The sequence below is a fragment of the Brevibacterium atlanticum genome, assembly GCF_011617245.1.
In the GTDB taxonomy this organism is placed as follows: domain Bacteria; phylum Actinomycetota; class Actinomycetes; order Actinomycetales; family Brevibacteriaceae; genus Brevibacterium; species Brevibacterium atlanticum.
The window spans coordinates 2166919-2191694 of record NZ_CP050152.1 but is presented as its reverse complement, the minus strand read 5'-3'; the positions used below and the strand labels follow the sequence as shown (position 1 = coordinate 2191694).

At 67.1% G+C, this 24776-nt stretch carries 24 protein-coding genes and 1 pseudogene; 8 read left to right on the top strand and 17 right to left on the bottom strand.

Going from position 1 to position 24776, the window contains the following annotated elements:
- Positions 1–5 precede the first annotated feature (5 nt).
- The 14 genes from GUY23_RS09820 to GUY23_RS09760 all read right to left on the bottom strand — a co-directional run bounded on the left by GUY23_RS09820 (position 6) and on the right by GUY23_RS09760 (position 12728).
- A complete protein-coding gene (locus GUY23_RS09820) occupies positions 6–437 on the bottom strand; it encodes an arsenate-mycothiol transferase ArsC (protein WP_166971870.1) in 432 nt (143 codons plus the stop codon).
- Between the two features lie 556 nt (positions 438–993).
- The gene (locus GUY23_RS09815; RefSeq protein ID WP_228282195.1) at positions 994–1812 is read right to left on the bottom strand and encodes an NAD(P)-binding domain-containing protein; all 819 of its coding nucleotides are present in this window, start codon (positions 1810–1812) and stop codon (positions 994–996) included.
- Entirely contained in the window at positions 1727–2044 is a 318-nt protein-coding gene (locus GUY23_RS18605; RefSeq protein ID WP_228282193.1) for an FAD-dependent oxidoreductase, read from the bottom strand. The genes GUY23_RS09815 and GUY23_RS18605 overlap by 86 nt, the downstream gene beginning before the upstream one ends.
- Positions 2041–2463 carry an arsenate reductase ArsC gene (locus GUY23_RS09810; RefSeq protein ID WP_166971866.1) on the bottom strand — a complete coding sequence of 141 codons (423 nt, stop codon included), beginning with the start codon at positions 2461–2463 and terminating at the stop codon, positions 2041–2043. The genes GUY23_RS18605 and GUY23_RS09810 overlap by 4 nt, the downstream gene beginning before the upstream one ends.
- Before the next feature lie 17 nt (positions 2464–2480).
- Positions 2481–3497 (bottom strand): metalloregulator ArsR/SmtB family transcription factor, encoded by a 1017-nt coding sequence (locus GUY23_RS09805; RefSeq protein ID WP_166971862.1) that lies wholly within the window; start codon positions 3495–3497, stop codon positions 2481–2483.
- Complete coding sequence (arsB, locus tag GUY23_RS09800) at positions 3494–4591, bottom strand: ACR3 family arsenite efflux transporter (RefSeq protein ID WP_166971860.1); 1098 nt, start codon at positions 4589–4591, stop codon at positions 3494–3496. The genes GUY23_RS09805 and arsB overlap by 4 nt, the downstream gene beginning before the upstream one ends.
- A 116-nt stretch (positions 4592–4707) precedes the next feature.
- The gene (locus GUY23_RS09795; RefSeq protein WP_166971858.1) at positions 4708–5268 is read right to left on the bottom strand and encodes a CueP family metal-binding protein; all 561 of its coding nucleotides are present in this window, start codon (positions 5266–5268) and stop codon (positions 4708–4710) included.
- Between the two features lie 247 nt (positions 5269–5515).
- The gene (locus GUY23_RS09790; RefSeq protein WP_228282191.1) at positions 5516–5851 is read right to left on the bottom strand and encodes a metal-sensitive transcriptional regulator; all 336 of its coding nucleotides are present in this window, start codon (positions 5849–5851) and stop codon (positions 5516–5518) included.
- An 11-nt stretch (positions 5852–5862) separates the two neighbouring features.
- Positions 5863–8007 (bottom strand): heavy metal translocating P-type ATPase, encoded by a 2145-nt coding sequence (locus GUY23_RS09785; protein WP_166971854.1) that lies wholly within the window; start codon positions 8005–8007, stop codon positions 5863–5865.
- A 90-nt stretch (positions 8008–8097) separates the two neighbouring features.
- Positions 8098–8694 (bottom strand): YdhK family protein, encoded by a 597-nt coding sequence (locus GUY23_RS09780; protein WP_166971852.1) that lies wholly within the window; start codon positions 8692–8694, stop codon positions 8098–8100.
- A gap of 148 nt (positions 8695–8842) precedes the next feature.
- Positions 8843–9184 (bottom strand): hypothetical protein, encoded by a 342-nt coding sequence (locus GUY23_RS09775; RefSeq protein WP_166971846.1) that lies wholly within the window; start codon positions 9182–9184, stop codon positions 8843–8845.
- Positions 9185–9233: 49 nt separating this feature from the next.
- A complete protein-coding gene (locus GUY23_RS09770; RefSeq protein WP_166975927.1) occupies positions 9234–11447 on the bottom strand; it encodes a heavy metal translocating P-type ATPase in 2214 nt (737 codons plus the stop codon).
- 127 nt (positions 11448–11574) lie between these two features.
- Positions 11575–12519: a hypothetical protein gene (locus tag GUY23_RS09765; protein ID WP_166971844.1), complete on the bottom strand. Its 945-nt coding sequence runs from the start codon at positions 12517–12519 to the stop codon at positions 11575–11577.
- Positions 12519–12728, bottom strand: coding sequence for a heavy-metal-associated domain-containing protein (locus tag GUY23_RS09760; protein ID WP_166971842.1), 210 nt, complete (start codon positions 12726–12728; stop codon positions 12519–12521). The genes GUY23_RS09765 and GUY23_RS09760 overlap by 1 nt, the downstream gene beginning before the upstream one ends.
- Positions 12729–12879: 151 nt before the next feature.
- Here GUY23_RS09760 and GUY23_RS09755 point away from each other — a divergent pair, with 151 nt between their 5' ends.
- Together GUY23_RS09755 and GUY23_RS09750 are read left to right on the top strand one after the other, a co-directional pair.
- Positions 12880–13317: a DUF6153 family protein gene (locus GUY23_RS09755; protein ID WP_166971840.1), complete on the top strand. Its 438-nt coding sequence runs from the start codon at positions 12880–12882 to the stop codon at positions 13315–13317.
- Positions 13318–13523: 206 nt separating this feature from the next.
- On the top strand, positions 13524–15047 hold the full coding sequence (locus GUY23_RS09750; protein WP_166971839.1) for a multicopper oxidase family protein: 1524 nt from the start codon (positions 13524–13526) through the stop codon (positions 15045–15047).
- Positions 15048–15368: 321 nt separating this feature from the next.
- Here GUY23_RS09750 and GUY23_RS09745 read toward each other — a convergent pair whose 3' ends face one another.
- On the bottom strand, positions 15369–16934 hold the full coding sequence (locus GUY23_RS09745) for an MFS transporter (protein WP_166971837.1): 1566 nt from the start codon (positions 16932–16934) through the stop codon (positions 15369–15371).
- Positions 16935–17099: 165 nt separating this feature from the next.
- On the opposite strand from GUY23_RS09745, the gene GUY23_RS09740 reads away from it, so the two are divergent.
- The 5 genes from GUY23_RS09740 to GUY23_RS09720 all read left to right on the top strand — a co-directional run bounded on the left by GUY23_RS09740 (position 17100) and on the right by GUY23_RS09720 (position 21948).
- Positions 17100–17732, top strand: coding sequence for a TetR/AcrR family transcriptional regulator (locus GUY23_RS09740; protein ID WP_166971835.1), 633 nt, complete (start codon positions 17100–17102; stop codon positions 17730–17732).
- A gap of 121 nt (positions 17733–17853) precedes the next feature.
- Positions 17854–18225: an ArsR/SmtB family transcription factor gene (locus GUY23_RS09735; protein ID WP_166971833.1), complete on the top strand. Its 372-nt coding sequence runs from the start codon at positions 17854–17856 to the stop codon at positions 18223–18225.
- Positions 18222–19319, top strand: a complete 1098-nt coding sequence (locus tag GUY23_RS09730; protein WP_166971831.1) for a cation diffusion facilitator family transporter — start codon at positions 18222–18224, stop codon at positions 19317–19319. The genes GUY23_RS09735 and GUY23_RS09730 overlap by 4 nt, the downstream gene beginning before the upstream one ends.
- 353 nt (positions 19320–19672) lie before the next feature.
- Positions 19673–20068 (top strand): ArsR/SmtB family transcription factor, encoded by a 396-nt coding sequence (locus GUY23_RS09725; protein ID WP_166971829.1) that lies wholly within the window; start codon positions 19673–19675, stop codon positions 20066–20068.
- The gene (locus GUY23_RS09720; RefSeq protein WP_208085307.1) at positions 20065–21948 is read left to right on the top strand and encodes a heavy metal translocating P-type ATPase; all 1884 of its coding nucleotides are present in this window, start codon (positions 20065–20067) and stop codon (positions 21946–21948) included. Before GUY23_RS09725 ends, GUY23_RS09720 begins: the two co-directional genes overlap by 4 nt.
- A gap of 540 nt (positions 21949–22488) precedes the next feature.
- Here the strand turns inward: GUY23_RS09720 and GUY23_RS09715 are convergent.
- Both GUY23_RS09715 and GUY23_RS09710 read right to left on the bottom strand, forming a co-directional pair.
- Complete coding sequence (locus GUY23_RS09715; protein WP_166971827.1) at positions 22489–23508, bottom strand: PIN domain-containing protein; 1020 nt, start codon at positions 23506–23508, stop codon at positions 22489–22491.
- A complete protein-coding gene (locus GUY23_RS09710) occupies positions 23505–23906 on the bottom strand; it encodes an excisionase family DNA-binding protein (protein WP_166971825.1) in 402 nt (133 codons plus the stop codon). Before GUY23_RS09710 ends, GUY23_RS09715 begins: the two co-directional genes overlap by 4 nt.
- Before the next feature lie 349 nt (positions 23907–24255).
- Between GUY23_RS09710 and GUY23_RS09705 the strand changes: the two are divergent.
- A pseudogene (locus tag GUY23_RS09705) lies at positions 24256–24687 on the top strand (TrmH family RNA methyltransferase); the annotation flags it as partial.
- Positions 24688–24776: the final 89 nt, after the last annotated feature.

Sequence of the window (24776 nt, the reverse complement as noted above, 5' to 3'; positions counted from 1 at the left end):
CCAACTCAGGCCACGGGCCCGGCAGCGAGTTCGCCGACAAGATGGCGCACCTTCTCGGCGAGCTGGCCGCGAATCAGGCGAATTCGTTCCTCGCCCTCGATCCCTCGCGCCGAGGGCTCGTCGATCGTCCATGTCTCGATGGTCCCGGCCATCCCCGGCACGGGCTCGACGACAGCCTCGTCGCCGATCACGACGACGCGGTCCGCAGTCTGCAACAAAGTGGGATCGATCGGCTTCGGGTGCTCGCCGTCCATGCTCGCCCCGACCTCGGCGACAGAGGCAGCGGACAAGGCATTGAGCGCTGTCCCGGGGGAGGTGCCGGCCGAGTGCACCCGGACGGAGTCGCCGGCGACCTGGCGCATGAGTGCGGCGGCCATCTGCGACTTGCCTGCGTTCTTGACGCAGACGAACAGGACGGACGGCTTCTTCTCGATCACGATATCTACCTTTGTTCAATAGTTGGTAAGAACGACGTTGAGCTCGTGGACACTTGCAACGATGTCATCGCGGCCGAGCAGTCCCGGCATGCCGGCGGCTGGCCAACGTCGAGGGTCCAGTGGACGGCGTTCATGTCCACCACTCATCAACAGGGGCGCGCCAGTCGGATCAGCACGACGCGGCTGCGGACTCTGGCCCAGTGGCTGCAAATTCACGCCAACGTTGCTCAACTCGGTGCACGGGGATGGACTCGGCGAAAGCGGCCCGGCATGTCGAACAACAGATCTTCCGGCCGTCGGGCAGCAAGCGTGTGGGTGAGCCCAGGCCGTTTTGTCGGACACGCTCGTCGGCGCAGACTGTCGCATGTTCTCTGCACAGTGCGGCACCGCAGCGCCGGCAGAATGCGACGGCGGGGACAGAACCGGCCCCGGTCGTTGTGTGTTCCCAGCAGTTCATCTGTCTACTCCTTGATCTGGTTGTCATCGAGGTGGAATCTTTGGGCATCTTCGATGGACGTCAAAATGGTTGAAGTCATCGATGCGTCCTGCAGCAACTTCATGACCGGTCCATCCAAGCGCTGATCTCGGCGATGGTGGGCTTGGCTGTCCGGGTTGCGCCGATGATGGTGGCGGAGGCGAGTCCGGTCCAGTCGCCGTATCCGAGCAAGTGCAGTCCGGGGTGGTCGATGCTCCGAGTGCCGTCGGTGACGGGATGGCCATGGTCGCGAGTCAGCCCCAGCCCGCTGAGATGTCCGAGGTGTGGACGGAAACCGGTGCACCAGATGATCGCATCGCACTCGTGTTCTCGGCCGTCGTGCCAAGAGACCCCCTTCGAGGTGAGGCGGTCGAACATGGGCGAGCGGTCCAAGACACCGCGATCGCGAGCCTCGCGCACGGGAGGCACCATGACGATGTCTCCGAGTCCCGTCACACCGTCGTGATCACGACCAGAGCGACGGGCTGCCTCGCGGGCAGTAGCGACGTCGAAGAGTACTCTGCCGTCCACCTCGTCGGGCATGAACAGCGGCGGACGACGCGTCACCCACAAGGTCTCGGCGACTGTGGAGACCTCGGCGAGGATCTGCGCGGCCGAGTTCCCTCCTCCGACGACCACGACCCGTCGGCCGGCGAACATGTCAGGGGAGTCGTAGTCGACGGTGTGCAGCTGCCTGCCGGTGAACGTGTCCTGACCCGGGAAGTACGGCAGATAGGGACTCTGCCACGTGCCAGTGGCACTGATCACCACAGAGGCATTGAGAGAGCCTGCGTCCGTGTCCACGATCCAACGATCATTCTCCCGGCGGACGCTGGTGACGCTGACCGACCGATGCATAGGCAACTCGTAGCGTTCCTCGTATCGTTGGAGGTAGTCCACGACGTGGTCGGCGGTGGGGGAACGTCTCGCCGACCTGGGCGGGCATCGACCAACCGGGCAGGGGGCTGTACTGGGCCGGGGAGAACATTCGCAGCGACTGCCAGCCGTGTTGCCAGGCTCCTCCCGGCTGTTCCTGGTCGTCGAGGATGACGAAGTCCAAGCCGGCGCGGCGGAGGAAATATCCCGCGGCGAGACCGGCCTGGCCTCCTCCGATGACGACGACGTCACTCACGCCCGCGCCGGGTCCTGGCCGAGCAGCTCTGCGGTGAGCGTCTCGATCCGAGACCTGATCTCGTCGCGAATCGGGCGCACCGCCTCGATGCCCTGACCAGCGGGATCGTCGAGCTCCCAGTCCTCGTAGCGCTTGCCGGGGAAGTACGGGCAGGCGTCACCGCAGCCCATCGTGATGACGACGTCGGAGTCCTGCACGGCCTCGGCTGTGAGCACCTTGGGCTGCTCGGCAGTGATGTCGATCCCCACCTCGAGCATGGCCTCGACAGCGACCGGATTGATCTGCTCGACGGGCATCGACCCGGCCGAGCGGACCTCGATGCGGTCCCCGGCGAGGTGGCGCAGCCAGCCGGCAGCCATCTGGGAACGGCCGGCGTTGTGGACGCAGACGAACAGGACGGAGGGCGTGCGATCGTTCATATCTGTGCTTCTCTCGTTCATTCGGTGGTGAAGGTGGGGAGGAGTCGGCTGACGCGTGTAGCGATGTCGTCGCGGATAGCGGCGAGTCCCTCCGGCGATGCCAGGGCCGGGTCGCCGACAGCCCAGTCTTCGTACCGGACTCCGGGGACGACGGGGCAGGCGTCGCCGCAGCCCATGGTCACCACGACATCGGCGGCGCGAATGGCGTCGTCGGTGAGCGGCTTGGGGAACGCCTCGTCGGCGGCCTCGCGGTCGATCTCGGCGACGAGGTCGCGCACGTGCGGGTGGATGCCCGCCGCCGGGGTCGAGCCGGCGGATCGGGCGACGACCCTGCCCTCGGACAGGCTGCGGGTCAGCGCCGCGGCCAGCTGGGAGCGACCTGCGTTGGCGACGCAGACAAACAGCACCTGAGGCGGTGCGGTTGCTCGGTTGCGGGTGAGGTCAGCCAGTCGCTGCCGAGCGAAGCGTTCGCTCAGGGGCACCAGGTAGCGTGTGATCTTCGCCGACCGGGCCAGCGCCGTGTACGATTCCCGGACGATGCTGGTGACGGTATCCCGCGGCAGCTGCGACGTCGCGTTGGCGAGGTCGGCGGCCAGACGCTCGATGTGCTCGTCCATGCTCTCCAGCTCTGCGGCGGCCGTCGTTTCCGGTTCCATGCTGGGGGCGACGGCCGCCGGTGCGAATCCTTCGAGCAAGGCGGCGACAGCGTCACTTTTCCCTGGCGCGATGCTGTACCAGACCCAAGTCCCACGGCGCTCGGAATCGAGCAGCCCCACTGTCCGGAGGACCTTGAGGTGGTGGGAGACGGTCGGCTGTGAGACGTCGGCGAGGTCGGCGAGATCGCATACGCACGACTCGCCGCGAGGATCGGCTGCGATCGCCGAGAGCATCCGCAGACGCAATGGGTCGGCGAGGGCTTTGAGGGTGCCCGCGAGTGTCGCGGCAACCTCCTGGCCGAGGGCCGTCGAGATCGGCGTCACTTGGGGCAGGCAGTCTTCATCGGGGGCGGCTGGCGTCAGGGCGATGTCGGTCATGACGTTCGTACCTCCTGGTTATAGGGATCGGTGCGGAACCACGCCTTGGCGGCCCAGAGGGAGACGTAGACGAGGCCGACGAGGACGGGCACCTCGATGAGCGGTCCGACGACGCCGGCCAGTGCCTGGCCGGAAGTCGCGCCGAAGGTGCCGATCGCGACGGCGATGGCGAGCTCGAAGTTGTTGCCCGCCGCAGTGAATGCCAGTGTCGTCGACCGTGCATAACCGAGGCCGATGCCTTTGCCCAGCAGCAGGCCGGCGAACCACATGACGGCGAAGTACACCAGTAGCGGCAGAGCGATCCGGACGACGTCCAGCGGCCGGCTCGTGATCTGCTCACCCTGGAGGGCGAACAGCAGTACCACAGTGAACAGCAGCCCGTACAAGGCCCATGGTCCGACCTTAGGAACAAATTTCTCCTCGTACCAGTCCCGGCCCTTGCGCTTCTCACCGATCCAGCGCGAGGCGAATCCCGCGACCAGGGGCACTCCGAGGAAGACGAGGACGTTGAGGGCAATCTGGCCCATCGACACCTCGAGCCCTTGTGTGTCCAGGCCGAGCCAGCTCGGCAGGACGCTGAGGTAGAACCAGCCGAGGACGGAGAACATGACGACCTGGAAGACCGAGTTGATCGCCACTAGCACCGCGGTCGCCTCGCGGTCGCCGCAGGCCAGGTCGTTCCAGATCACGACCATGGCGATGCAGCGGGCCAGACCGACGATGATGAGCCCGGTGCGGTACTCGGGAATGTCGGGCAGGAGCAGCCAGGCCAGGGCGAACATGATCGCCGGCCCGGCGAGCCAATTGAGTACCAGAGAGGAGATGAGGAGCTTCTTGTCGCCGGTGACGGCGGCGACTTTGTCGTAGCGGACCTTGGCCAGGACCGGGTACATCATCACGAGAAGGCCGAGCGCGATCGGCATGGAGATCCCGCCGATCTCCATGTGCGACAGCAACTCCGAGATTCCAGGAATGAATCGTCCCAGAAGGAGGCCTGCGACCATCGCCAGCCCGATCCACAGCGGCAGCCACCTGTCCAGGGTCGAGAGCCGTCGCGTCACAGGGGGTGCAGTGAGAGATGCTTGATTAGACATGCCTCTATATTGAAGGATATCGATTCAATCAGCAAGTCAGTCGTGCTCACCCTCCGAAACCGCGGCTCGCCCATCGCGGTGATCTGCAGCTCCTCGCCATTTTCAGCGTCCGGGCGTCAAGTCAGCTGAAGACCAGTCAAGCAGGTGGGGTCGTCGATGCGGGTCGAAATGTCCTGCTTCGCGATGCGGTCTCCGGTGCTGACCGTGAGCGTCGCGTCAATGCCGCGGGGCAGCCAGAGTCCGACGAATCCGTTGTCGTAAGTCGTGAGTGTTTCATCGAGGATGGTCTTCCCGGACGTCGCCTCGACCACGGTGACGTCGACGTCAGTATTGGCGAGCTCGCCGCGGCAAGTAGTGAGGCTGTGAAAGTAACATTCGTGAGTCTGGCCGCGATATGGGGCGATAGAGACGTAGAATTCGTCTTCTGGCATCGGCAGAGTGGTTTGATTGTTCTGATCGTCGGTCAGGACGAGTTGGTCGGATTCAATCGAAGCGATGAGTTCAGACGAGCGATCTGCCACCTTCGTTGTGTCGAGGCGCTTGATGATTTCCTGTGCATTCAGTCCGTCTAGATTATGCTCGACCACCAGTGAGTGATCGGATCCTGCGTCAGCGGACGGTTCCGCATCAGCACAGCCGCTGAGCAGGAGGACGGTGCTGGTCGCCAGCGCGGTCATGGTCGCGCAGAGTCTCAGGCGGCTCCTGGAGGGCTGAATCGGAGTAACAATGGCAAGGGGCATGCCCAACTCTTTTCTCAGGTGAAAGTGTTCATGTCGTCAGGTAAGTCCTAAAGCAGCCCGATTTCGCCGGTGCCAAGGGCAAGACGAAGCGCAGCGCACGCCTGCCAGGAGACATCGAGAGCCTTGTCTTGACCCGGGGGCGCAACCGGTCCGAGGCATCCTGTATTGACGAAATCGGATGGTGTCAGGAGCGGACGAGGCGATTGATGGCATCGGTGGCTTCCTGGATCTTGGCGATGGCCGCGTCCTCATCGCCTTGCTTGGCGGCGTCGAGCACGCAGTGCTTGAGGTGGTCATCGAGCAGGCCGGTCGCTACCCCCTGCAGGGCCCGGGTGAGCGCCGAGACCTGGGTGAGGATGTCGATGCAGTACTTCTCGTCGTCGATCATCTTGGTGATGCCGCGGGCCTGGCCTTCGATGCGCTTCATGCGGTTGCGGTAACGGTCCTTGTCGCTGATGTAACCGTGCTGATGCGCCCCGGTGTCGGTGCCGGTCTCATCGGTTGCAGTGTCGGTGTTCATGGGTGTGTCCTTCACTTCTGGCGCTCCAGGACGGAGCGAGTGCTGGCATCTGGGGTGAGGTCGATGCGACGTAGCAGCTGGGCATTGAGCGCGACGACGACAGTGGAGATCGACATCAGGATCGCGCCGACCGACATCGGCAGGACGAACCCGACAGGTGCGAGCACGCCCGCCGCGAGCGGTACAGAGAGCAGGTTGTATCCGGCAGCCCACCACAGGTTCTGCTTCATTTTACGGTATGCGGCACGGGAGAGCTGGATGACCGACAGGACGCTGCGCGGGTCGGAGCTGGCGAGGATGACGCCGGCAGAGGCGATGGCGACGTCTGTGCCTGCCCCGATGGCGATACCGACGTCGGACTGCGCCAGCGCAGGGGCGTCGTTGACGCCGTCGCCGACCATCGCGACCCTCTTGCCCTCGTCCTGGAGCGCAGCGACCTTGGCGGACTTGTCCTCGGGGCGGACGCCGGCGAAGACACGATCGATGCCGAGTTCCCGGCCAACCTCGTTCGCCACGGCCTCGGCATCGCCGGTGATCATGACGACCTCGACGCCGAGCTCATGGAGGGCGTCGACGGCGTCGCGGGACTCGGGCCGGACCTCGTCGGCGAGCTTGAGGCCGCCGATCACTTGCCCGTCGCGGAGGACGTGTAGGATGATCGCACCCTCGTCCCGCCACGCGTCGGCTGTGTCGACCTCGTCCTGCCCGGTCTCCTCGAGCAGACGTGGACCGCCGACGCGAATCTCCTGGTCGGCCACGGTCGCGGTGACGCCGACTGCCGGGGAGGAGGAGAACCCACTGGCCGGTTCGAGGGCGAGACTCTTCTCCTTGGCGGCGGTGACGATGGCCCGGGCGAGCGGGTGCTCGCTGTCGGCCTCGGCCGCGGCGGCCAGGGCGAGCACCTCGTCGGAGTCCAGGCCTGCGGTCGGTTCGACGCCGGTGACGGTGGGCTCGCCCTTGGTCAGGGTGCCGGTCTTGTCGAAGAGCACCGCATCGACCTGGCGCATGGACTCCAGTGCGAGGCGGTCCTTGACCAGGACGCCGCCGCGGGCCGCGCGCTCGGTGGCGATGGAGACCACCAGCGGTATCGCCAGGCCCAGCGCGTGGGGGCAGGCGATGACGAGGACGGTGATGGTGCGAATGACCGCATCGTCGGGGAGCCCGACGAGAGTCCAAACGACTGCGGTGATCAGGGCCGCCCCGAGGGCGAACCAGAACAGCAGGGCGGCGGCGCGGTCGGCGATGCGCTGTGCGCGAGAGGAGGAGCCCTGCGCCTCGGCGACGAGCCGGTTGATGCCCGCCAGCGCCGTGTCGTCGCCGGTAGCGGTGATCTCCACGCGCAGGCCGGAGTCGGTGGCCACGGTGCCGGCGGTGACTGCATCGCCCTCGCCGCGGGCGACGGGGCGTGATTCGCCGGTGATCATGGACTCGTCCATGTCGGCGCGGCCGTCGACGATGGTTCCGTCGGCGGGGACGCTGCCGCCGGGGCGGACGATGACGACGTCGCCGACGCGCAGGTCGGCGGGGTCGACCTTGACGACGTCGTCGCCCTCGACGCGCTCGGCCTCGTCGGGCAGCAGTGCGGCCAGGGAGTCCAGCGCCGAGGTGGTCTGGGCCAGGGAGCGCATCTCGATCCAGTGGCCCAGCAGCATGATGACGATCAACAGTGCCAGCTCCCACCAGAACTCGAGCTCGTGGTGGACGAGGCCGAGCGTGGCGGCCCAGGAGGCGAGGAAGGCGACGGTGATGCCGAGCGCGATGAGCAGCATCATCCCCGGCTGGCGGCTCTTCAACTCGCTGACGGCACCGGTGAGGAACGGGGTGCCGCCCCAGGCGTACATGACGGTGCCAAGGACTGCGGCGACCCAGCCTGCCCAGCCGGGCACGGAGTACCCGAGGAGCATGGCGAACATGGGGGAGAACGCGACCACCGGGATGGCGATGGCGAGGTTGATCCAGAACAGCCTGCGGAACTGGCCGACGTGGTCGCCGTGGCCCGCATGACCACCATGACCACTGCCGTGATCGCCGTGCCCGGTACGGTCGCCGTGTTCCATGGTGTGGCCGTGTTGCTCGATGTGCGAGTCGTTAACGTGGCCGGAATCGGTGGTCGCGCCGCCGTCGTGGTCGTGGTGATGCGTGGTCGGGTCCGTCATTGCTCTTCGCTTCCCCTCGTTCTTCCCCGGTCTTCCCTTCGATCGGGTCGTGTCTCGCCGCGGACCTTGAATAGGCCCGCGGCGACCGGCTCAGGAGGCCGGCTTGATCTCGCTCTCGACGACCCACTTGTGGTTGGTCATCGTCATGCCGTCGGACTCGTAGTCGACCATGTAGACGGTCTCGTCGGTGGAGGAGGCGATGGTCGCCTTCGCGCCCTTCATACCCTCCATGTGTTCGGCCTCGAGAGTGACCTCGGTGCCGTCGGCCAGTCGCTGGTCTCCGGCGTCCTTGATCTCTTCCTGCACGACCCACTTGTGATCCTTGACCGGATCCCCGCCGGTGGTGGGCGTGAAGTTCACCGCGTAGGTGTAGGTGTCGTAGGCCCCGGCGATGGTGGCCGGTGCGCCGTCCATGCCCTCCATGTGATCAGCGGTGAGCGTGACCTCGGTGCCGACCGGGTGCTTCGGGGACGCAGCCTTCTCGATGCCTTCGGGTGCGGGGCCGCCGTCCATCGGATGCTCCATCCCGCCGCCGTCAGAACTGCTGCCACTGCTTCCGTGGCCCTCGTGCTGGCTGGTCGACGAGGGCGTCGCCTGGTCCTGGTCTCCTCCGGTGCTGCAGCCGGTGAGCACGAGTGCTCCGCCGAGCACTCCTGCGGCGACGGTGGTCATGAGGCGCTTACGCATAAAGTCTCCTATTCATTCTGGCTCGACCAACATTATACCCCTATAGGGTATAGGTCAAATGTCGATCGGCTGGCGTGGAATCGCTCAGTTACGATCCAGTCGACCCGAGGCGGCAGCAGTGATGCTGCAGCCCCGGGTCGTCGAAGGATCAGGCCATGTTGGCGGCGTACTTGGCTGGATCGGAGTCGAAGGTCGGTCCGCAGCCTGGGCAGCAGAGCCAGTAGCGCTGTCCGTCGTAGTCACGGAAGAGGCCCTTTTCTTCGGCGTCCTGCTTGCTGACCGGATTGCCGACCATGACGGGGCAGGTGGTCATGTCGTCGCTGCCATCGACGAGAAGGTTTTCGCGATGGCTGGAATCGGCGGCGGGGTTCTCTGCGCCGGTCGTGCCGCAGCAGCTGGAACCGTCGCTGACAGGTTCCTCGGCGGCGGATACCTCGGCTTCGGGGGAGGTGCTGCAGCAGCTGGTGGATACCTGGTCTTCGTTGCTCATTCTCGGTAGATGCCTTTCGTGTGTTCGGATGTTGGTCGGTTCTGCGGCGTCACTGCTTGGCGACGCTGCGGAACCCGCGCAGGCGGAGGCTGTTGCCGACGACGAAGACGCTGGAGAACGCCATCGCCGCGCCTGCGAGCATGGGGTTGAGCATGCCCAGCGCCGCGACCGGGATCGCCGCGACGTTGTAGGCAAACGCCCAGAACAAATTCGACTTGATCGTGCCTAAGGTCCTGCGGGAGAGCCGGATCGCGTCGACCGCGGCCCTCAGATCCCCGCGCACGAGGGTGATGTCGGAGGCCTCGATGGCGACGTCGGTGCCGGTGCCCATCGCCAGGCCCAGGTCGGCCTGGGCCAGCGCCGGGGCGTCGTTGACTCCGTCGCCGACCATCGCGACGACCTGGCCCTCGTCCTGGAGTCCGGTGACGACGTCGACCTTGTCCTTGGGCAGGACCTCGGCGATGACCTGGTCGATTCCGACCTCGGCGGCGATCCGCTCAGCCACGGCCTTGTTGTCGCCAGTGAGCAGGACCGGGGTGAGGCCCAGGTCCTTCAGGCCCCGGATCGCCTCGGCACTGGTGGGCTTGACGGCGTCGGCGACAACGAGGATCCCGCGGGCCTGTCCGTCCCAGCCGACGGCGACGACGGTCTTGCCCTCGTCCTCGGCAGCGGCCTTGGCGGCGGCGACGTCGTGGGAAAGGCGCTGGGACCAGTCGGCCAGCAGGGACTCCCGGCCGACGAGCACGCCGCGGCCGTCGACGACTCCCTGGACGCCCTTGCCCTCGATGTTCGCGAAGTCCTCCGGCGTGGGCAGCGGCCCGACCTCCTGGACTGCTCCCTTGGCGATGGCCTGGGCGATCGGGTGCTCGGAGGCATCCTCCAACGCGCCTGCCAGGCGCAGCAGCTCGGCGCGATCGGTGCCCGGCTCGACGATGACATCGACCAGCGTCATCTTGCCGGTGGTAACGGTGCCGGTCTTGTCGAGGACGACGGTGTCCACCTTGCGGGTGGATTCGAGGACCTCGGGGCCCTTGATGAGCACGCCCATCTGCGCGCCGCGACCGGTGCCGACCAGCAGTGCGGTCGGAGTGGCCAGGCCGAGGGCGCAGGGGCAGGCGATGACGAGGACCGCGACCGCTGCGGTGAAGGCGGCGGAGACGGGGAATCCGGCACCGAGCCATGCGCCGAGGGCGATGACCGAGATGGCGATGACGATCGGGACGAACACGCCGGAGATCCGGTCGGCCAGGCGCTGGACCGCGGCCTTGCCGGTCTGGGCGTCCTCGACGAGTTTGGCCATCTGCGCCAGCTGGGTGTCCGATCCGACGCGGGTGGCGCGGATGACCAGGCGGCCGCCGGCGTTGACGGTCGCGCCCGTGACCGGGTCGCCAGCGACGACCTCGACCGGCACGGACTCTCCGGTGAGCATAGAGGCGTCCACGGCCGACGTCCCGGATACGACCGTGCCGTCGGTGGCGATCTTCTCACCGGGGCGGACGACGAACTCGTCGCCGACGGCCAGCTCGGAGGTCGGGATCTTCACCTCGGCCCCATCGCGCAGCACCGAGACTTCCTTCGCGCCGAGCTCGAGCAGGGCGCGCAGTGCGGCACCGGCCTGGCGCTTGGAGCGCTTCTCGAAGTAGCGGCCGGCGAGGATGAACATCGTCACCCCGGCGGCGGCCTCGAGGTAGATGTTGCCCGCGCCGTCGGATGGAGCGATGGTGAATTCGAAGGGATGTGTCATCCCCGGGGTGCCGGCGGTGCCGAGGAACAGGGCGTAGAGCGACCACAGGAACGCCGCGGTCGTGCCCATGGAGATGAGGGTGTCCATCGTCGCCGTGCCGTGCTTGAGGTTGGTCCAGGCCGCCTTGTGGAACGGCCAGGCCGCCCACACGATCACCGGTGCGGCCAGGGCCAGAGAGGCCCACTGCCAGTAGGTGAACTGGAGCGCGGGAACCATGGCCATGGCGATCACCGGGACGGTGAGCACGATCGCGCCGATGAGGCGGTGCTTGAGCGATGTCAGTTCGGAGTCGGGAGCTTCGCCGTCGTCGCCGGTCGGGCCCGACGACGTCGCGTCCTTGGGCTTGGGCATGGCGGCGGTGTACCCGGTCTTCTCCACCTCGGCGACCAGCAGGGCGGGGTCGTAGCCGGCGGGCACGGTGACCTTGGCCTTCTCGGTGGCGTAGTTGACCGTGGCGGAGACGCCGTCGAGCTTGTTGAGCTTCTTCTCGATCCGGTTCGCGCAGGAGGCGCAGGTCATCCCGCCGATCTCGAGTTCGATGCCGGCGTCCGCGACCGGGGGCGCTTCGGTGTTCGCTGCAGCTTGGGTGCTCACTGCAAGTCCTTTCCTGTTGCTTCTTTCGTCGACGGACTGGCCCTTTAGGGGGTCAGTGGCCGCCCGAATGCGATTCATCGTCTGCCTGGGTGCCGTCGCCGTGCCCGGCGTCGACCACGAACTGTGCGGTGCGGACCTGCCCGTCGACCTGGAAGTCCAGGTACAGCAGGTACCGGCCGGCGGTGGGGACCTCGGCGGCGAAGCCGACGTCTGGTCCTCCGGTCGACCCCGCTTGGGGCTCTTCGCCGGCGGGGTGAACGTGCAGGTAGGCCAGATCGCCCTCTCGCAGCGCGACCAGGTGGCCATACGCGCCGAGGTAGGGGTCGAGCGCGGTGACCGGCTTGCCGTTGCGCTCCACGGTGGCCGTCAGGTCGCCCGTGCTTCCGGCGGCGAGGTCACCATCGAGGGTGACGGTGTACCCGTCGACCTCGACGGTGCGCGAGACAGTCGCTTCGACCGGGGCGTAGTCGCCGGCGACCTCGACAGCGCGGGTGAGCGTGACCCCCTCGGCGTCCTGCCCGGCTGTGAAGTCGGCGTAGACGCGGTAGGTTCCCGCCTCGTCCCAGCTCCACGATGACACCGACCAGGTGCCGGTGGCCTCGTCCAAGTCCGGGTGCACGTGGCGGAACTGCGTCCCGTCGGTGCGCACCACGATCAGGTGCAGATCCTTCTCATGGGTCGTCGTGTACTCCGTCACCGGCTGCCCGTCCTCATCGAGGATCCGGAAGCTCAGCGTGCCGGCATCATCGGTGCCCGAGGGGGCCGTGACGGGGGAGAGGCCGTAGCCGGCAGCGCTGGCCGAGACGCCGTTCATCGCGTGCTCCTTGTTTTGCTCCTCCGTTCCGCTGTGACCCTCGCCGTGGGCGTTCGACTCGCTGCTCTTGGCCCACGCGGTCACGACGCTGTCGGGGACGGCGACGCCGGCGAGCCCGAAGGCTGCGCCGAACGCCACCACCAGCCCAGCGCCGTAGGCCGCGAGCCTGACTGGTGCCTTCATCAGACCCGGACCGCCGTGTAGCCGGCTTCCTCGACAGCGGCCAGAACCTTCGCGTCGTCGACCTCGTCGGAGGCGGAGACGACGAGCTTGCCGGTCTGTGCGCTGACCTGGATGTCGGTGACGCCGAAGATCTCGCTGACCTCCTCGCGGACCGACATCTCGCAGTGCCCGCAGGTCATGCCCGTCACCTGGTATTCGTTCGCAGCCATCGGATAGCCTCCTCAATCTAGTTACCCCCGGTGGGTACCTGCGTGAGTGCAACCGTATACCCCATGAGGGTATTCCTGCAAGGCGGGCCGGACTCGCCGGTGAATGGTCCCGCCGCGTCGAGCGGATACGCCTCCGGGGTATGCTTTGGGTGTGGAGACCGCGACCTATGAAACCTGCCGCAGCCGGCACTGGCTGCAGCTGGTCGTTCTTACGGCGCTGCTGATCACGGGTCTTCTCGGCATGCACGCGCTGGTCGGCGGCCCGGCAGCGGCGACGGCTTCAACGGCGTCGCCGGTTCACGTGTCCTCGCAGTCGCCCGGCATGACGGGCATGACGTCTACCGCCTCCATGTCGAGCGCGTCCGGAGTACAGGGCCCGGTGCACGGCTCCGGCGGCTGCGCAGACGCCATGAACAACGGCGACTCGACTTGCGTCTCCGCGCCTACGGCCGAGAGCATTCCGGCCCTCCCCGTTCCGTCCGTCGCGGCTGTGCCCACACCCGTCTCTGCGCCCATGCCGACGCCGCCGTCCGAGACGCCTCGCCGGTTCGCGCTGACGCATCTGGAGCTGTCGATCTACCGAACGTGAGCATTGAGGAGCGCCGATGCGGCGCTCCTCAGCCGGCAATCTCGGCGGGTTCACGACCCTGCCGTGCCTGCCACGACACCGTGTCCAAAAACGCTGGCCCTTCTTCCGAGGCCAAGCAGCCCTGCGCCTCCGACCACCCATGATCGTCGAGCGCGCAGGCGCGATCTCGTGGCCCCGTTCACCATCGACACAGAAGGACATCACCCATGCACTCCACCCTGAACCGCAGGCAATTCCTGTCCGTCAGCGCACTGACGCTGACCGCCGCCGGCCTCGCCGGATGCAGCACCACTACCACCAAGACAACCTCGTTCGTGAGGCCCACCAGCGCTGCGGTCACCGCCGCGGAGGCGAAGCGACGCAGCACCGGTACCGTCGTGCAGCGCGCGCTGACCGCCGAACCGGTCACCCTCGACCTCGGCGGGAAGACCGCGAAGACCTGGGCCTACCGGGGAGCCTCGGCGGCCCAGCCGCTGCGCGGCAACGTCGGCGACACCCTGAAAGTCGCCTTCACCAACGATCTCCCTGACCCGACCAGCGTCCACTGGCACGGACTGGCGCTGCGCAACGACATGGACGGAGTGCCGAGCCTCACCCAGGATGCCGTGAAGCCCGGCGGGTCGTTTGATTACGAGTTCACACTGCCCGCATCAGGCACGTTCTGGTTCCATCCCCACGTCGGCACGCAACAAGACCGTGGCCTGTATGCGCCGCTGATCATCGATGACCCGAACGAGAAGGGCGACTACGAGAAGGAATGGGTCATCGTCCTTGATGACTGGCTCGACGGCGTCACCGCGACGCCGGACGAGGTGATGAAGCAGCTCGGCCAGGGAATGATGGACCACGATAGTGGGGGACACGGTGACATGGAGATGGGCCCGATGCGAATGGGCAACACCCTCATGGGCGCGACCTCGCCTCTGCTCGGCGGCGACGCAGGCGACGTCTACTACCCCCTCTACCTGATCAACGGCAAGCCCGCCAATGACCCGCAAACCTTTGCCGCCAAGCCCGGAGAGCGGATCAGGCTGAGGATCATCAATGCTGGCGGCGACACCGCTTTCCGCTTTGGCGTCACCGAGCACGAGATGACGATCACGCACTCCGACGGATTCCCCGTCAAACCCCTCAAGGCAGAGAGCCTCGTTCTTGGAATGGGGGAGCGCTACGACGCGATCATCACCGCCGGCGACGGCGCATTCGCAGTCATCGCCGAAGCCCTAGGGAAGCAGAACCAGGCCCATGCTGTTCTGCGCACTGGGTTGGGAAGCGCGCCCGCGAAGGACGTGAAGCTGCCCCAGCAGAAGACCCCCGCCACCGCGGACAGCCTCAAAGCAACCAGTTCAGTCGCTCTGCCGAAGCGCGCCGTCGACCGCACTCTCTCACTCGAGCTGACCGGTGGCATGGAGAAATACGACTGGGCGATCAATGGCAAGCGGATGAACATGGACAAGCCGATGCGCGACGCCCTCGGCATCGTCGAAGGGGAGCGGGTCGCCCTCGAGTTCAAGAACTCGACTGAGATGTGGCATCCGATGCATCTGCACGGACACACCTACCAGCATCCAGGGGGAGGGCCGCGCAAGGACACCTCGATCGTTGTTCCCGGCACAACGTTGCGGGTCGAGTTCGATGCCGACAATCCCGGACGGTGGCTCTCGCACTGCCACAATGTCTACCACGGGGAAGCCGGGATGATGACGACGATCGCCTACCAGGTCAACTGAAGCATCGGGGCCGCGAACCTCTTCGGGTGCGCGGCCTGCGACTCAGTTGCGCGGACAAGACGTATGCGTCGTTCGGGAGAAACGATCCAATGCCCCCGACGCGGCGCATCGGAGCAGGCAGTGCAGCACGCGCCGCGCCGTCGGTGAGTGTCGGACAGTGTCGATGGTGGTTCTGAGCGTGGTCATCGTGTCTCCTTCGGCGTGGTTCGGCGGCCTCGTCGCGGGGCGGTTCTGCCGTCTTCTCGGTGTACCTATGGCGGGTGTCGGCGTTCGTGTCCGGCGGACTCATCCGTCCGCCGGACACGAAGGGTCGAGGATGCGTCACGACTCCTGAGCGGGTTCCTTCTCGGCGTCGTCGTGGGCCTGCCCGGTGGGGCGGATATGGCGCAGGCCGACGGCGGCGATGATCGCGGCGACGGCAGCGATGACGGCGGAGGTGATCCCGGCGGCGTTCAGTCCGCTGGCGAAGGCCTGTTGGGCCGCGGTCGTCAGTGCCTCTCCGATGTCACCCGGCAGCTGCCCGGCGGCGTCGATGGCCCCGTCGATTCCGGTCTCAGCCGCGGCCGCGGCCTCCGGTGGCAGCCCATCGGGCAGGGAGCCGGCGATCTGACTGCGGTAGGCAGCGATCCCGATGCTGCCGATAACCGCGACACCGAGGGAGATCCCGAGGTCATTGACGGTCGTCGCGAGCCCGGAGGCACCGCCGGCCTTCTCCGGTGGGACCGAGCTCACGACCAGGTCCGTGGTCAGCGCCATGGACGGCGCGACCCCGGGGTAGGTGACGACGAAGCTCGCGATCACCAGCGCGAGGCCGGTGCCGGCATCGAGCTGGGTGAACAGGATGTAGCCGACGACCTGGGTGAGTAGTCCGACGGCGATCACGTTACCCGGCCGGAACCTTCGGGCGAGCATCGGCGAGAGGGTCGAGACGACGATGAGCACTGCCGCGGCGGGCAGGATTGACAGCCCGGCCTGCATGGGCGAGAGCCCCTGGACCTGCTGCAGGTACTGGGTGAACAGCGAGTACACCCCACCCAGCGCCGCGGCCGATAGGAGGAACACCGCAAGTGCTCCGCTGACGGTGCGGTTGGCGAACAGCCGCACGTCAAGCAGGGGCTGGGTCGCGCGCAACTGCCGGATCACGAACCACAACCCGACCAGTGCTCCGGCGATCAGCAGGCCGATCGACGGACCGGCCGGCTCCTGGGTGGCGAAGCGCTTGACGCCGTAGATGATGGCCAGCAGCGAAGCGACCAGGAGCAGTGCGCTGAGCAGATCGATCTTCGCGGTCGGATCCTTGTGCTCCGGCAGCAGCAACGGCGCGCCGATGGCCACCAACGCCATCACGGGCACCGCGACCAGGAACGTCGCCTGCCAGCCGAAGACTTCCAGCAGCAGTCCGGACAGCAGCGGGCCGAGAGCGACGCCGGCGGAGATCCCGCCGGCCCACACGCCGATCGCGACGCCTCGCGCCTTCGGGTCGGCGAAGAGCACGAAGATCAGTCCCAGCGTGGACGGGAGCATCATGGCTCCTCCCACTCCGAGGACGGCGCGCCAGGCGATCATCAGCTCGGGACTGGTCGTCAACGCCGCAGCGATGGACACGATCCCGAACAGGACCGCGCCGTTCACCATGAGCAGCCGCTTGCCGATCCGGTCGCCGAGGACGCCCATCGCGACCAAGAATCCAGCCATGACGAACCCGTAGATGTCGAGGATCCACAGCAGCTGTGCGCTCGTCGGATTCAGGTCGGCGGCCATGTTCGGGGCCGCCAGGAACAGAATCGTCAGCATCATGAACAGCAGGGTCGACGGAATCACGAGGACCGCGAGCCCCCACCATTGCTTCGCCCCGGTCCGGGGTGCAGGTGCATTCGTCTCAGACATGGCGCACCTCCTTGTCTTGCCTCGTCGTTCTCATGGCTGCATTGATCCTTTCGTTCTCGACAGGGTTGTCACGGGCCGGGAGGCCCTCAGCCGAAGTCAAGCATCGGTGTACGACTTCTAACCGCTATACTAGCTCGTATATTCCCGTACGAGTTAGAGGTGGGCATGCCGAACGGCAAGGGCACGGCCGGCACCGGTGAGCAGAGGCCGGTGCGGCAAGGAAAGACGGTCAACAAGCGAGCCGACGCCCAGCGCAACCGGGCGAAGATCCTCGCTGCGACTCCGGACGCGCTCCGGAAGGACCCCGATGCCTCCGTCGCCGACATCGCCGCCGAGGCGGGCGTCGGTCGGATGACCCTCTATGGGCATTTCAAGACGCGTGCCGAGCTCATCGACGCAACGCTGGCCGACAGCCTCGAGGGGGCTGAAGCAGTCCTGGCCGACGTGCCTCTCGACGGCGATCCGGGTGAGGCATTCGAGGCCCTGATCACCTCGAGCTGGATGCTCCTGGAGCGCATCCGCGCCGTGCTCGTGGTGGCTCAGCGCGAGCTGCAGCCGGCCCGCATCCGCGAGATGCACGAGAAGGCCGAAGCTCGGATGCGGGGGCTTCTCGAGCGCGGTCAGCGCGAGGGCGTCTTCCGTGCGGACCTGCCTGTCGACTGGCTCCTCGCGGTCACCCACCTGACCATGAACGCCGCAGCCGAAGAAGTCACGGCCGGCCGGCTCGACAGAGATGACGCGGCCCGCGTCATCGTCGTCACACTGCGCTCCGCTTTCGCCGCCAACGATCGCGTCTGACTCGCCGGATCGATAGCCAGGGCACCTCGTCACCCTCTCGAGCTGAACGCGGGGCGTCCGGCGGCGTCTCGTGCAGCACTCATCGATGCGGACTTACGTTCGAGTATGCAATAATCTGCGTATGGACGCAGATAAGCAGATGTGCAGGATCGGCCCCGACAACCAATACGTGGAACTTGCCGTTGAGGTGTTCGGGCTCCTCGCCGACCCGACCCGGGTCCGGATCGTCCTTGCGCTGCGCCGCAGCGACGAGCTGTCGGTGAACCATCTCGCCGAGAGCGTGGGCAAGTCGCCAGCCGCGGTGTCGCAGCACCTGGCGAAGCTGCGGATGGCCCGGATCGTGTCGACCCGGCGGGAGGGGCAGCGGGTGTTCTATCGGCTCGAGAACGAACACGCCTCCCAGCTGGTATCAGATGCGATCTTCCAGGCCGAGCACTCCGTCGCCAACGGGCAGATCCCGGCCCATCACCACGACGAACGAGCAGAAGCATGACCGAACACAACCACGCCCATCCGCACGCTGACCACGAGCAGGAGAGCGGATCGTCCGCGCACGATCACGCGGACCATGATCACAGCCGGAACCACGGCCATTCCCACGGAGACGGCCACTCCCATGACCACGGCGAGCACGGTCACTCCCACCCGACGGGGTTCAAGGGATTCCTATACGGGATCTTCGTGCCGCACTCCCACGACGCCGCCGACTCGATCGACGACGCGATGGAAGCCCACTCCGAGGGAATCCGCGCGCTGAAGATCAGCCTGGTGCTCATGCTTGCCACGACCGTGCTGCAGGCCGTCGTCGTCTCGTTCTCCGGATCGGTAGCGCTTCTGGCCGATACGATCCACAACCTCTCCGACGCCTTGACCGCGGTGCCGCTGTGGATCGCGTTCGTGCTGTCTCGTCGGGTCGCGACGCGGAAGTACACCTATGGTTTCAACCGGGCCGAGGACCTCGCCGGGCTGTTCATCGTCCTGATGATCGCCCTGTCCGCGGTCATCGCCGCGTGGGAGGCGATCGACCGCATGCTCAACCCTCGCCCGATGGAGAACATCGGCTGGGTGATCGCCGCCGGCATCATCGGCTTCCTCGGTAACGAGGCGGTCGCGGTCTACCGCATCCGCGTGGGCAGGAAGATCGGCTCGGCCGCCCTGGTCGCCGACGGCATCCACGCCCGCACCGACGGGTTCACCTCACTTGCCGTCGTCGCCGGTGGCATCGGCGTCCTCTTGGGCTTCCCGCTGGCCGACCCGATCGTGGGCCTGCTCATCTCGGCCATGATCGCGGTGCTGCTGGTGGGCACCGTGCGCTCGGTCGGCCGACGGTTGATGGACGGCGTCGAGCCGGAACTCGTCGAACGCGCCGAGCGCGCTCTGGAGCATCTGGCCGAGGTCGAGTCGGTGGAACGGGTACGAATGCGCTGGGTCGGGCACCGCCTCCACGGCGACGCGCTCGTCCGCACCTCGGCGACGAGCCTTGCCGATGCCGACCGCCTGTCCGCGGAGGCAGAGAGCTCGGTGAAGCGGCACATGCCGAACGTGGACGAGATGGCCGTGCGGGTGACGGCGTCGGCGGTTAGGTAATGTCACTCCCGCCACGCCGCCGCGCTCACATGCGCCGACTGTGTGGGACCTCCAACAATGTGTTGTGCGTGGACACACCCGATCGGGCCGGGAAGGCATGTATGACGAAGGGGAGTAGCACCGCCGGGACGTCGGTCTCCGACGCATTGCGGGAGTGCCAATCCAGCTGGCTCTTCGGGCAGTCGGGGGCCGTCCGTGTCCTCCCGACTGCGAACAGCGAACGGTCGCCGCAGCCTCCGGAGTGATCGTGGGCTGCCATGAACTGCCACTCTTCCTGGTAGCCGACAGTTGCTGACCGTCCGAAAGTCGGCGGTCTGGTTGCGCAGGAGTGTCACCTACCTTAGAATCTAAGCATGAGTGAAGATACGAAGAAGTGCACGTTGAGCCCGGACAGCCAGTACGCCGATTTCGCCGCCGAGGTGTTTACACTGCTCTCCGACGCGACTCGGGTGCGGATTGTCCTGGCGCTGCGCGAGTCGGAGAAGTCGGTGAGCGAGCTGGCCGAAGAGGTGGGCAAGTCGCCGACGGTGGTCTCCCAGCACCTGGCGAAGCTGCGGTGGGGCAAGATCGTCGCCGCCCGCCAAGAGGCCAATCGCGCGTTCTACAGCCTCATCGACGAGCATGCCCGCGAGCTCGTCGCGCACGCGGTGTTCCAGGCCCAGCACGTCGTCAACTCCGCCCCGGCCCATCACATGGCGACCGACGGGACCATCACCGCCGACACTGATTCGCAAGAGGCCGGGCGTTGATCGGCAAGACCGAACTCGAGGCGGTCGACGCGCCAGCCGCAGGACCGTCGGGTGCGAGCCTGTGGCGGCGCATCGACCGGGCCGACCTGGCCCGGACGCTGTTCGTGGCCGCCTGCGCGGTCGCGGTCGCCCTCGGGTTGACCTGGCCATGGCCGGCGGTCCCGATCGTGGCGGTGGTCGGGATCGTGGTGGGCTGCTGGCCGATCGCCCGGGAGGCGTTCGAGGACATCCGGCACCGGCGGATGAGCATGGAGGCCTCCATGCTCATCGCCATTGTCGCGGCGGCCGCGATCGGGGAGTGGACCACCTCTCTGGTGATCACCGCGTTCGTCCTCGCCGCGGAGATCCTCGAGGACCTCTCCATGGACCGCGGACGAGATGCCCTAACCGATCTGATGTCGTTCCTGCCCGAGACCGTGCAGGTCCGCCGGAGCGACGGCACCGCCGAGGTGTCCCTGGCCGAGGTGACCGAGGGGGACACCGTCGTGGTCGTGCCGGGCGGCCGGATCCCGGTCGACGGCACCGTGATCGCGGGCCAGTCGACGGCGGACCAGTCGCGGATCACCGGCGAGCCGCTGCCGGTCGACGTCACGGTCGGCGACGAGGTCTTCGCCGGGTCGATCAACCAGGTCGGCGCGGTCGAGGTCCGGGCCGAGCGGGTCGGCACCGACTCCTCCTTCGGCCGGATCATCGAAGCAGTCAAGGAGGCCCAGTCGAGCGAGCCGCCGGTGCAGCGGCTGGCGGACCGGCTGGCGGCCTGGCTGGTCTACCTCGCCCTGATCGGCGCGGCGATCACCTTCCTGGTCACCCGTGACCTGACCTCAACCATTTCGGTCGTCGTCGTCGCTGGTGCCTGCGGCATCGCCGCCGGCACGCCGCTGGCCGTGCTGGCCGCGATCGCGCGGATCGCCCGGTCCGGGGCCTTCGTCAAGTCCGGCGCGCACCTCGAGGCGCTCTCGACGGTCGACACCGTGGTCTTTGACAAGACTGGGACGCTGACCACCGGCGCACCCGCCGTCGTCGACGTCCGGACCGCTGACGGCACCGACCAGGCCGGCCTGCTGGTGCTCGCCGCCGCGGCAGAGTCCTACTCCGAGCACCCCCTCGGGCAGGCCGTCGTCGACCACGCCCGCGCCCAGGGCCTCCCAATCGGCCCGTGCGACGATTTCGTCTACCTGCCCGGCCGCGGGGTCACCGCCAAGGTCGCCGGCAAGGCTGTCGCGGCCGGCAACCGCGCCCTGGTCCCCGACGCCCCGGAGGCGGTCGAAGGCCAGGGCACCGCCACCGCCGTCCACGTCGGCATCGACGGCAGCTATGCGGGCACGGTACTGCTGGCCGACACCCTCCGCGAGAGCGCGCAGGCCGCCGTGGCCGAGCTGCGCCGCCGCGGCCTGCGGACGATGATGATCACCGGCGACCAGGAGGCGACCGCCCAGGCCGTCGCCGCTGAGCTGGGTATCGACGACGTGCGGGCCGGGCTGCTGCCGGACGAGAAGCTCGCCGCGATCGACGCCGAGCGAGCCGCCGGCCGCAGGCTCGCGATGGTCGGCGACGGCGTCAACGACGCCCCGGCACTGGCCCGCGCCCAGGTTGGCGTCGCCATGGGCTCGGGCACCGACATCGCCCGGGAGTCCTCCGACGTCGTGCTCATCAGCTCCGACCTCGACGACCTGGTCCGCACCGTGCACGTCGCCCGCCGTGCCCGCCGGATCGTGATGTTCAACTTCGTCGGCACCATCGCCGTCGACCTCGCCGGCATGACCCTGGCCGCCGTCGGGCTGCTCTCCCCGGTGGCGGCGGCGTTCATCCACGTCGGCAGTGAGACCGCGTTCATCCTCAACTCCGCCAGGCTGATTCCGGGACGGGCGCGACGTCGATAAGACCGCGCGGTCAGGGGCTTTCTCCACCGCCCCATGCGGCCTGCAGCGGTGCGTCTCGCAGACATCTTCTGAACGAGACGGAACTTGGTCCCGGCTCTTGGCTGGAGATCGAAGTTTGAAACCGTGTCCCCCGAGATGCGTCGTCTGGGAACGACATGACGAAACACTTGATGATGCCGAAGGGTAGTCGAGCAGAGTCTTTCCTGCTCCTGAACCTTCTCGATTCCGCTGGCTCCGACCCCAAGCCTGGGTCTCATGCACTTGTGGCGACCGCAGCATTTCCCCTTGTCGCTGGAGGTAACATCACAGCCTCATGCATTACCAGGTCCTTCACCGTGCACCGTGTCACCACCCTTAAGTGTGAACGTGACGCTGACATCGTAAACGAGGAGAATCTGGCTCTCGACGGCTGCCCATTGACGGCGAAATTGGGCTCGGACGGGCCGAAGGTCATCCCCAGAACTGCGAAAGACCGACAATCGTCGGTCGGCGACGTTTAGCGTTTCGTGCACGAGCCCGACGACAGCGCCATCCCCTGATCTATGCGTCGCCGACGATGTCCTTGGCGGCCAGGAGCGCCGGGCCGAGGCCCCACACCCGCCACGTACGGTCGTCGAGCCTGACAAGGATGAGAAAAGTGACTGTCGTCGCGTAGGCGGCGAACGCCTGCGCGGTGGCGGCGACTTCGGGGATGAAGCGCATGAACGCGATACGGTCTGGTTCGTCGACGGCGCGGATCACTCTTGACGCGAGCGACTTGTCGGCGAGCATGTCGATGGCCCACTGGTAGTCGCCCCACGCTCGGGGCACGAAGGTGAGCCCGCGCGCCACGTCGGGTTCTTCATCGAGCACGGTCCACCACTGGAGCGCGACCTGCGCGGGGTCGGTCAGGTCTCCGGCCTCACCGAACGCGGCCACGGCCTCGTCCTGGTCGGCGCTGACTAGCGCCGTGATCGGCGAGGTGGGCTCGTCGGGACTCTCGTCGCGGGAGCGGATTTGATCGGCGGCCAGGTTGGCGAAGATCGGCACCGTTCCGGTCAGTGATGCGAGGAAGTCCGTGGCCGTCTGCGCTGGGTTCCTCAGGTCGGCGCTGCCCCGGCGCAGGGCCTCGACGACCCCGACGGGGTCCTCGGCGAGCAGGCCGGTCAGGAACGTGTCCGGGTGGAGGGCATCGACCTGCAAGCCGCTCGTCGAATCCGGCGGGAAGTCCTTGAGGTTGAACGTCACGAGCGTGTCGGCTTCCGCACGCACGGCGGCGGCGAGCACGTGGCGGTCCTTAGGGTCACAGGTCATGTCCGCGATCAGATGCTCGAAGTCGTCGACGAGTGCGGCTTCGCCGAAGGCATCACGCATCGTGCGCACGCGGTGGGCGGCCTTCTCCCCGCTGATGCCGAGCTTCGGGAGGTTGCGTTGAACCTCATCGAGGATCTGGTCCGACCAGAGCAGTTCGAAGATCCCCGCTTCGGATAGCCACAGCAACGTTGTCGCCAGTCTGATCGGCACCAGTGCGCACGCATCGAGGACGGCGACTCGGATGTTCCCCGCTGGTGCGTCGCTCACCGGGTCTCGATCACCCGGTCGGCGGGTGTGTCCTCGGTAATGTCGCCGGCGAGCTTGGCCATCGCCGAGCGCCTCCGCGTCTGGGTAACCGCCTGGTAACGAGCCAGCTCTGCCACCGGGATCCGCCGGTGCACGGCGCTGGTCTCCGCTCGCATCTCGCCACGGTCGACCAACCGCACCACGGTCATTCGACTGACGCCGAGCAGTGCGGCCGCCTGGCTCGTGGAGATCGTCGCCTCGGCCGGGAACACGACCGCGTCGTCGCTGGACTCGAGCACGTCGACCAGCCGGGCGAACGCCGCGCGGGCGCTGTCCGTGACCTCCGGCGCGGCGCGTAGCGCCTCGTCCACCGCATCGCGCAGCTGCGATGCCTTGTCATGCGTGATTGCTCCAGCCATGTCCTTATTCTACGCCATCAAACGCTCAAAACGCACAGGGATAATGGCGTGCGATCTCGGTTGGGACGGTCGAGCCCGCAGTCGGCGAGACGGTCCATCAGCGCGTGCAGCGACATGGGCGACTTGTCGTAGCGCAGTGTTCCGCAGGGTCGCAGCGGTGGAACACGCGGCGCAGGTCATCGCTGCTCCTCCCGGCCTGGGCAGAGAAGATCTCCGAAGTGCGCTTCGTGGTTGGTTCGGGAGCGAGCAGCCTGCGACGATAGTGGTATGCAAAGTGAACAAATCGCCAGAATTCGCACGTCACATGGGTCCCTCCGATAGCCAGCCCTCCTCCGCCGGCAGAGCGCGTATTTTGGAACACCCGACGAACGTCGGGGCGATCTTCCGCTCGGCTGCGGCCTTCGGCGTCGACGCCGTGCTCGTGACACCGCGGTGTGCCGACCCGCTCTACCGGCGATCGATCCGCGTGTCCATGGGCACGGTGTTCCAAGTGCCGTGGACCCGCATCGACGCGTGGCCCGGCGGCATCAGCACCCTGCAGGAAGCCGGTTTCCACGTCGCGGCCCTCGCGCTCGAGGAGGATTCGGCGGCCCTGCGCGACTTCGCCGCATCGGCCCCGGAACGGACCGCAGTCGTCTTCGGCACCGAGGGCGACGGCCTGCACCGATCGACGATCGCCGCATGCGATTCGACCGTGATGATCCCGATGAGCGGGGGAGTCGACTCCCTCAACGTCGCAGCCGCCTCGGCGGTGACCTGCTTCGCCCTGCAGGAGGGGTGAGGGGGTCATGACCTCGAGGCCGACGATCGATTCGGCCGTGATCGTGGTCCAGCGACAGATTGGGTGCCTCGAGCTCTTCGTCGCGCTGC